This is a genomic window from Sandarakinorhabdus sp. (genome assembly GCF_031430775.1).
Taxonomy (GTDB): Bacteria; Pseudomonadota; Alphaproteobacteria; order Sphingomonadales; family Sphingomonadaceae; genus Sandarakinorhabdus.
This window is the reverse complement of the sequence record NZ_JANPCD010000158.1, coordinates 1-9,172: the sequence shown is the minus strand read 5'-3', so window position 1 is coordinate 9,172 and position 9,172 is coordinate 1. Positions and strand designations below refer to the sequence as shown.

Genomic DNA, 9,172 nt, shown 5'->3' with positions numbered 1-9,172 from the left:
CCCGCCTGTCCATCGCCCTAGCCCAGTTGAAAGCCAGCGTCGGCGACCTGGCCGGCAATGCCGAAGCAATTCTTGACGCACGGGGGCAGGCTGCAGGCGCTGACTTGCTGGTGACGCCGGAACTGTCCGTGGTCGGCTATCCGCCCGAGGATCTGGTGCTCAAGCCTGCGTTGGTGGCAGCGGCGGCAGCGCAAATCGATCGGCTGGCGGCGGCGACCGGCGACGGCGGCCCGGCGCTGCTGGTCGGCGCGCCGCTGGCTGAGGATGGCAAGCTGTTCAACGCTGCATTCCTGCTCGATGGCGGCAAGATTGTTGGCGTCACGCGCAAGCATGACTTGCCGAATTACGGCACGTTTGACGAAAAACGAGTGTTTTCGCCTGGCCCCATGCCCGGCCCGCTGACATTGCGCGGCACCCGGCTCGGCGTCCCGATTTGCGAGGACATGTGGGGCGCCGACGTCACCGAATGCCTCGCCGAAACCGGCGCCGAGATCCTGATCGTGCCCAATGGTTCGCCCTATGAGGTCGGCAAGGACGACCGCCGCCTGTCGCTGGCCGTCGCCCGCGTGGTGGAATCGGGCCTGCCGCTGGTCTATCTGAACCGGGTCGGCGGGCAGGACGAGCTGGTGTTCGACGGGTCGAGCTTTGTCCTGAATGCCGACCGCCGCCTCGCGCACCGTCTGCCTGACTGGGACGAGACGGTGCGGATGACGCATTGGTCGCGGGCCGGGCTGGGCCATCACTGGACATGCGAGGCGGGCGAGCACAGCCCGCAGGACGTGGATCCGGCAGATATCTATCACGCGATGATGGTCGGCCTGCGCGATTATGTGAACCGCAACCGCTTCCCTGGCGTAGTTCTTGGCCTGTCGGGCGGCATCGATTCGGCGCTGTCGGCGGCCGTTGCCGTCGATGCACTGGGTGCCGACCGGGTGTGGTGCGTGATGATGCCCAGCCCCTATACCAGCCAGGACAGTCTTGAGGACGCGGCGCTGTGTGCGCAGATGCTCGGCTGCCGGCTCGATACCATCGGTATCGGCCCCGCGATGGAGGCGTTCGATTCCATGCTGGCGCCGCTGTTCGCAGGCAAGCCGAACGACACGGCGGAAGAAAACATCCAGTCGCGTATCCGGGGCCTGACCTTGATGGGCCTGTCCAACAAACATGGCCCGATGCTGCTGACCACGGGCAACAAAAGCGAGATGAGCGTCGGCTATGCCACCATTTATGGCGACATGGCCGGCGGCTATTCGGTGCTGGGGGACCTGTACAAGACCACTGTTTTCCGTGTGTCGGAATGGCGCAACGCGCATCGCCCGCGCCTCGGCCTTGGCCCGGCCGGCCCGGTGATGCCCGTCCGCGTCATCACCAAGCCGCCGACTGCCGAATTGCGCGCCGGCCAGACGGACCAGGATTCGCTGCCGGCCTATGAATTGCTCGATCGCATCCTGATCGCGCTGGTGGAGGGGGAGCAATCCGCGTCCGACCTGATCGCCGGGGGACTCGACCCGGCAGTCGTCGCGCGCATCGAGCGCCTGCTTTACGTCGCCGAATACAAGCGGCGCCAAGCCCCGCCCGGCGTCAAGATCGGTAGGCGCAATTTTGGCCGCGACCGCCGCTATCCGATCACCAACGCGTTTCGGACGGTGTAACGCCGCCTATCAGTTGCACGAGCAAGGCAGCGCTTCCCTTTCGCCCTTAACATTGTCATCATTCTACCAAGCGCTCGGTCGGGGCGCAGCCGGCAATGTCCGGTGCTTTTGGGGAGTTGGGGCCATGGACGCGACACGCCGGGATACGCTTGCAATGATGGGCGCTGCCGCACTCGCGGCAGCAAGCTTGGGCGCGCCCGCGCTGTCGCAGACGCCGCGCCGGCTGGGTTCGAAGGACAAGGTCGCCTATTGGGTGGCGACGGTGACGCCGTGCGACAAGGCCGGCAAGTTCGACCCCGGCGCGATGGCGGCGATCATGCAGTGGCACAAGTCCTGCGGCGCCGATGGCGTTGTCGTGCTCGGCACGTCCGGCGAATTTCCCAGTTTCTCCGTGGCCGAACGAAAGTTCGTCACCGAAACAGCGATGAAGCACAAGAACGGCCTCAATATCATGGTCGGGCCGGGCACTGGCAACATTGTCGAGACGATCGATCTGGCCAGCCATGCCCAAAAGGCCGGTGCCGACAGCCTGCTCGTCATCCCGCCATTCTATTTCAACCAGCCGCCCACCGAAGGGCTGACCGATTATTACAGCCGGCTGTTCGATGCCGTGTCGATCCCGATCAACCTCTATCACATACCGGGCACATCCGAGGTTTCGATCACGCTGGAATTGCTGCAAAACCTCATGAAATACCCGCATCTGGCCGGCATCAAGGACAGTTCGGGCGATGCAGCCGGCTTTGCGGCGTTCCTCAAGGGCTTTCCCGAGCTCAACATGCGCTGCGGCACGTCGAACAACCTGATTCCGGCAGTGGAAGCCGGCATGGGCGCCATCCTCGCCGACGGCAATAACTTCAGCGCCAAATGCGCCGATATCTTCAAAACGCACCGCGCCGGTGGTGACTGGCGGGCCAAGCTGAACCATCTCCGCGCCGCCCAGGGTATCATGCGCGAGCACAACGCCGGGGCCAATACCTATGCCGCGATGAAATATGTGCTCGGGCTCGAGATGGGTGGGCCGATGATGTATGCTCGCACGCCTTATCCGCAGCTGACCGATGCGCAAATGGCCTCGATCAAGACGGGCCTGGCGAAGGTCAAGGCGATGCCCGCCTGAAGTCGCCTGCGCTGCGTTTGCCGTTCTTCATCCCTGCCAAGGCCGGGACCCACATTCGAAAGCCGCCATCATGTCCATCACGCGATTTGCCCTTACCGCCGCCCTGCTGCTGACGCCGGCAAGCGCCGCGCTTGCACAGGTCAATGGTGCCCCTGCGGCCCGGGTTTCCGGCGAAAACACCAATTGGCCCACGTACAACGCCGATTTGATGGGCAGCCGTTATCGCCCCCTCGATCAGATCAATGCGGGCAATTTCAATGATCTCGAAATTGCCTGGCGCTTCAAGACCGACATGTTCGGCAGCCGCCCGGAATACAAGCTGGAAGGGACGCCGCTGGCGGTGGACGGGGTGATCTATACCACCGCCGGCACGCGCCGCGCCGTGGTTGCACTGAACGGCCAGACCGGCGAGTTGCTATGGACCTACAGCCTGCACGAGGGCCGGCGATCGGCGGAAAGTCCGCGCGCCCTGTCGGGCCGCGGTCTCGCCTATTGGACCGATGGCACCAAGCGCCGCATTCTTTACACCACCATCGGTTACCGGCTGATCAGCCTCGATGCCGACACGGGCCAGCCCGATCCGGAATTCGGCGACAAGGGTTTCGTCGATCTGAAGCAGGACTGGGACCAGGAAATCCTCAACCCCGTCACCGGAGAGGCCGGCGTCCATAGCGCGCCTGCCATTTCCGGCAATACCATCATCATCGGCGCGGCCTTTCGTGAAGGCTTCACGCCCGTCACTCACAAGAACACCAAGGGCTATGTCCGCGCCTTTGACGTGCGCACCGGCAAGCGCATCTGGACGTTCCACAACATCCCGAAAAAGGGCGAATATGGCTATGATACCTGGTTGAACAGCTCGGCCGAGGTCAATGGCAACACCGCCGTGTGGACGCAGGTGTCGGTCGATCCCGAACTGGGCCTCGCCTATCTCAACATCGAATCCGCCACGTCGGATTTCTACGGCGGTCATCGTCCGGGCAACAATCTGTTTGCCAACAGCCTTGTCGCCGTCGACTTGGCAACCGGGCAGCGCAAATGGCATTACCAGCTGATCCATCACGAAATCTGGGATCTCGATGCCAGTTCGGCGCCGCTGTTGATGAACGTGTCGGTCGATGGCAAGCCGCGAAAGGTCGTGGGCATACCGTCGAAACAGGGGCTGTTCTATGTCTTCGACCGCGCGACGGGCGTGCCGGTGTGGCCGATCAAGGAAACAAAGGTGGCCAAGGGCAATGTGCCGGGGGAATGGTATTCACCGACCCAGCCGATCCCCACCAAGCCGGCCGCCTATGGCCGCAATGGGTATCTCGAGAACGATCTGATCGACTTCACGCCAGAGTTGAAGGCCAAGGCGCTGGCGGCCATCAGCAAGTACCAGCTCGGCCCTGTCTACACTCCGCCGATTGTTTCCACGCCGGAGAAACTGGGCGTCATCAACAACTGGGCGCAAGGCGGCACCAACTGGCCGGGCGGCTCGTTCGACCCGGAAACCGGCATTGCCTATGTCTATGCCTGCGGCACCTGCATTTCCTCAACGGGCCTTGTGAAGCCGCCCAAGGAATTGTCCGATATCGACTATGTCGTGGGCATCGCCGGGCAGACGCCGACGATGATAAAGGGCCCGGGCGAAGGCGCCGGTGCCGACACGCCGGCCGCGCCGCCCGCGCCAGGCGCCGGCAGCGGGCCACCGAGGCTTGCCGTTGATGGCCTGCCGCTGATGAAGCCGCCCTATGGCACGATCAGCGCCATCGATGTGAACAAGGGCGAGATCAAATGGCAGATCGCGCATGGTGAAACCCCCGATTTCGTCCGCAACCATCCGGCAATCAAGGCGATTGGCGGCATCCCGCGCACCGGGCAATCGACTTATCAGATCGGCACCCTGGTGACGAAATCACTGGTGATTGCCGGTGAAAACCAGTTCACCACCACTGCCGACCGCCCGCGCGGCGCCATGCTGCGCGCCTATGACAAGCAAAGCGGCAAGGAAGTGGGCGCGGTCTACATGCCTTCGCCGCAATCGGGCTCACCCATGACCTATACTGTCGCTGGCCGGCAATATATCATCGTCGCCACCAGCGGCGGCAATTCATCGGGCGAATATATCGCCTATGCCCTGCCGGCGAAGAAGTAAGGGCCATCATGCTGCGTTTGCGTTTCATTCTTCCGGTCATGGCACTCGGCCTTGCTGCTGGCACAGCCATGGCCCAGATGGGGCCGTCATCGGTGTGGCAGGGCATATACACACCCGATCAAGCGGCGCGCGGCGACGGGGTTTACCAACAGGCATGCGGCGCCTGCCACGGTGCGGCGCTGGGCGGCACCGGCGAGGCGCCGCCGCTGATCGGCGGCGAATTCATCAGCCATTGGGACACGATGACGGTCGGCGATCTTTATGACCGGGTCCGCACCACCATGCCGCAGAACAACCCGCAATCGCTGACTCGCGAACAATATGCCGATGTCCTGGCCTATTTGCTCAAGGCCAACGGCTTTCCCGAGGGCGCAGTCCCGCTCGACCGCCGTTCCGAAGTGCTGGCCACCATTGGAATCACCGCAGAAAAGCCGGCTTCCGGCGCGACCGGGCAATAGGCAAAGGACATTTGATGCAGCGTTCGGCCCCGGTATTCCTTCTCGCGGCGCTGCTTACGGCGCCCATCGCAGCACAGACAGTGCCGGCTCCGGCGCCCCAGCGACCGAAGTGGACCCTGGAGAACCTGCCGCCGCCCGCCACCGTGCGATCCGAAACCAACCGGCAGCCCAATCCCTATCGCAGCGAAACCGGGTTCCTCAAGATGCCGCCGGGCCGCATCATGGGCTCGACCAGCGCCGTTGCAGTCGACAGCAAGGGCCATATCTGGGTCGCCGAACGCTGCGGCGCCAACAACTGCGCTGATTCCATGGCTGATCCGATCATGGAATTCGACGCGGGCGGCAATTTCGTCAAAGCCTTTGGCGGCGGGCTGACGGTGTTCCCACATGGCTTTTTCATCGATAGTGCGGACAACGTCTGGCTGACCGATGCCCGTGCGGTTTCCGGCAAGGGCGCGACGGTGATGAAATTTGCACCCGATGGCAGGCTATTGCTGACGCTCGGCAAGCCCGGTGTTGCGGTGGCCGGTGCCGGCACGTTCGCCGAGCCCAATGCCGTGATTGTGGCAAAGGATGGCAGCATCTTCGTCTCTGACGGGCATGAGGCCGACAAGGGCGTCGCCCGTATTGTCAAATTCGCAGCCGATGGCCGCTTCGTGATGCAATGGGGCCAAGCCGGCGCCGGCAAGGCGGACCTGCAGGTGCCGCACGCCATGGCGCTCGACAGCCGCGGCCGCCTGTATGTTGGTGATCGGTGGAACAACCGTGTCCAGGTTTATACACCGACCGGCAAGTTACTGAAAAGCTGGCAGCAATTCGGACGGCCATCGGGGCTGTTCATCGATGCAAACGACACGCTCTACAGTGCCGACAGCGAAAGCCGGAACCCGGTGGGCTATGGCTATAACCCTGGTTGGGCGCGCGGCATCCGCATCGGCAGCGCCCGCACCGGCAAGGTAAGCGCCTTCATCCCTGATCCGGAGCCGGAACCCGACAAGGGCGCCACATCGGGCGCCGAAGGCATCTGGGTGGACAAGGCCGGAGTCATCTATGGCGCCCAGGTCAAGGAACGCACTGTTGCGAGGCACATCCGCACGCAGTGATCTGGCGGCAGCGCGGCCAAAACTGGCCCGGCACATGACAGGATGGCGCGGACGGTCTATGCCGCAGCCATGATCGTCACGCGTTTTGCGCCTTCTCCCACTGGCCGGATCCATGCCGGCAATGTCCGTACCGCGCTGGTCAACTGGCTGCTGGCGCGCAAATTCGGCGGGCGGTTCGTGCTGCGCATGGATGATACGGATCTTGCCCGGTCCACCGACACTGCGGCCCAGGGGATTCGCGATGATCTTGCCTGGCTCGGCCTGGCTGCCGACCACGAAGTGCGCCAGTCTGATCGGTTTGCGCTTTACGAAGCCGCGCTGGAACGGCTGGCCGCCACGGGTCATGTCTACCGCGCCTATGAAAGCGCGGAAGAGCTGGAACTGAAGCGCCGGGTGCAGCAGTCGCGCGGGCTGCCGCCGATCTATGATCGTGCGGCGCTGGCGCTGACGGACGCCGACCATGCCGCCATGGCGGCTGCCGGTACCGCCCCGCATTGGCGGTTCCGACTCAGTGAGCACAGCCCGATCCACTGGCGCGACGGCGTGCGCGGCGACTGCAATTTCGATCCGGCCTTGTTGTCCGATCCGGTCATCCGCCGCGCCGATGGCAGTTGGTTGTACATGCTGCCATCGGTGGTGGACGACATCGACCTTGGCATAACCGACATCGTGCGCGGCGAGGATCATGTCAGCAATTCTGCCGTGCAGTTGCAGATGTTTGCGGCGCTTGGCGCATCGCCGCCAAGGCTTGCCCATATGGCGCTGCTCACAGGCGCCGATGCCGCGCTGTCCAAGCGACTCGGGTCCGAAGGCGTGGACGGATGGCGCGACCAGGGAACCGAGCCGTTGGCCGTTGCAGCGCTGCTCGCCCGGCTCGGCACGTCGCTGCCTGTTGAGCCGGTGGCAGCGCTGACCGACCTGATTGCCGGTTTTGACTTGTCAACGTTTGGACGGGCGCCGGCGCGCTTCGATCCGGCGGAACTGACGGCGTTGTCGGCCCGCACGCTGCATATCCTGCCCTTTGCCGATGTTGCCGCCCGGTTGCCGCCCGGCATGACCGAGGCGCAATGGCTGGCCGTGCGCGGCAATCTGCAACACATGAGCGATGCCGCCGACTGGCATCGCATCATCACCGGGCCATTTTCGCCGGTTGTGGACGATCCCGAACTGCTTGTTCAGGCCGTGGCAGCTCTGGCGCCCTTGCCTTGGGGTGATGACATCTGGTTGCGCTGGATTGCTGCGCTGAAGCCTTTGACCGACCGCAAGGGCAAGGCGCTGTTCCTGCCGCTGCGGCTGGCACTGACCGGCCGTGATCATGGCCCGGAAATGGCGGCGCTGGTGCCACTGATCGGCCGCGAGGCGGTATTGGCGCGGCTTGGGGCCTGATGTCGCGGCGCGCTGGCGCAGTGCGCGGCGCCAGATTATGAAGGCGTCATGGCTTTTCTCGATCCGCCCGATGCCCAGGCCCGCCGCACCCGTTACTGGGTGGCCGGCGGCGCTGTTGCTGCCACCGCCATTATCATGATCGGGTTCCTGATCGAATCGCGTTACGGCTATCTGCCCCCCGACCCGATCCTGATCTATGCCCAGAGCTGGAAGGGTGACCGCAGCCGTGCCGATGCCATCGCCGATGCTGCCGCCACCAAGTCCGCGCGTGAGACCCGGCTGGCCCAGAGCCGCGCCTATATCGCGACATTGAAGGGTGAAGCCCGCGTCGATGCCCAGAAACAATATGACGCCTATGTCGCGGGCAACGGTTTCCGGCGCGAGATTCCTTATGTGGCAGTCGCGCCCAGTGTCGAGGCGCTGGTCAAGGTGCGGGAATCGGCCGCTCCGGCCGAGCCGCCGGTGGAATGAACCGGGACGATCGGTTGATGGGGGCGGCGCTGGCGCTGGCCGGCCGCAGCGTCGGGACGACCCGGCCCAATCCTTCTGTCGGCTGCGTGCTGACAAAGTCCGGACGCGTAATTGCTCAGGGCTGGACGCAGCCAGGCGGGCGCCCGCATGCCGAACAGATGGCGCTTGATGTCGCCGGGGCTGCTGCGCGCGGAGCCACGGCGTATGTCACGCTGGAACCTTGCGCACATGATTCGCCGCGTGGGCCATGCTGCGCCGATGGTCTGATCGCTGCGGGGGTCGAGCGCGTCGTCGTGGCGGCGCATGATCCCGATCCACGCACCAATGGGGCCGGCATCGCACGGTTGCGCGCGGCGGGCATCGCGGTCACCACCGATGTGCGCTGCGCCGAGGCCGAGGCAATGATGGCAGGCTTTTTCACGCGGCAACGGCTTGGACGGCCGCATGTGACGCTGAAACTGGCAGTGTCGCTCGATGGTTCGGTGGCGATGCCGTCCGGCTCGAGCCGCTGGATCACGGGTCCGCGTGCCCGCGCCCATGGCCATTTGATGCGGGCGCGTTGCGACATGATTCTGGTCGGGCGCGGCACGCTAAAGGCTGATAATCCGCGTCTGGATGTGCGCCTGCCCGGCCTTGAGGATCGCTCGCCGATCGTCGCTGTCATGAGCCGGGATGGTGATTTGCCGCCTGGCATCGAGGCGGTGGCCAGTCCTGCGATGCTGGCGGCGCGTACGGATGTCGATCTGGTGCTGGCCGAAGGCGGCGCTGGCCTTGCGTCCAGCCTGATTGCAGCGGATCTGGTCGATCGGCTGCTGCTGTATCGTGCGCCGATCCTGATCGGCGGC

The 9,172-nt window shown here is 64.4% G+C and carries 8 protein-coding genes; all 8 read left to right on the top strand.

The window, feature by feature from the left end; translation table 11 throughout:
- Positions 1-1,652: NAD+ synthase (locus tag RMQ73_RS09955; protein WP_310498049.1), on the top strand; the 1,652-nt coding region annotated here is incomplete at its 5' end.
- A gap of 124 nt (positions 1,653-1,776) precedes the next feature.
- Complete coding sequence (locus RMQ73_RS09950) at positions 1,777-2,772, top strand: dihydrodipicolinate synthase family protein (RefSeq protein ID WP_310498048.1); 996 nt, start codon at positions 1,777-1,779, stop codon at positions 2,770-2,772.
- Positions 2,773-2,842: 70 nt separating this feature from the next.
- Positions 2,843-4,909, top strand: coding sequence for a PQQ-binding-like beta-propeller repeat protein (locus RMQ73_RS09945; protein WP_310498047.1), 2,067 nt, complete (start codon positions 2,843-2,845; stop codon positions 4,907-4,909).
- An 8-nt stretch (positions 4,910-4,917) separates the two neighbouring features.
- Positions 4,918-5,367, top strand: a complete 450-nt coding sequence (locus RMQ73_RS09940) for a cytochrome c (RefSeq protein ID WP_310498046.1) — start codon at positions 4,918-4,920, stop codon at positions 5,365-5,367.
- Positions 5,368-5,381: 14 nt separating this feature from the next.
- Positions 5,382-6,470, top strand: a complete 1,089-nt coding sequence (locus tag RMQ73_RS09935; protein ID WP_310498045.1) for a peptidyl-alpha-hydroxyglycine alpha-amidating lyase family protein — start codon at positions 5,382-5,384, stop codon at positions 6,468-6,470.
- A gap of 69 nt (positions 6,471-6,539) precedes the next feature.
- Entirely contained in the window at positions 6,540-7,856 is a 1,317-nt protein-coding gene (locus RMQ73_RS09930) for a glutamate--tRNA ligase (protein WP_310498051.1), read from the top strand.
- A 48-nt stretch (positions 7,857-7,904) separates the two neighbouring features.
- Positions 7,905-8,327 carry a hypothetical protein gene (locus tag RMQ73_RS09925; protein WP_310498043.1) on the top strand — a complete coding sequence of 141 codons (423 nt, stop codon included), beginning with the start codon at positions 7,905-7,907 and terminating at the stop codon, positions 8,325-8,327.
- The coding region (gene ribD / locus RMQ73_RS09920; protein WP_310498042.1) for a bifunctional diaminohydroxyphosphoribosylaminopyrimidine deaminase/5-amino-6-(5-phosphoribosylamino)uracil reductase RibD at positions 8,324-9,172 on the top strand (849 nt) is incomplete at its 3' end. The genes RMQ73_RS09925 and ribD, both read left to right, overlap by 4 nt.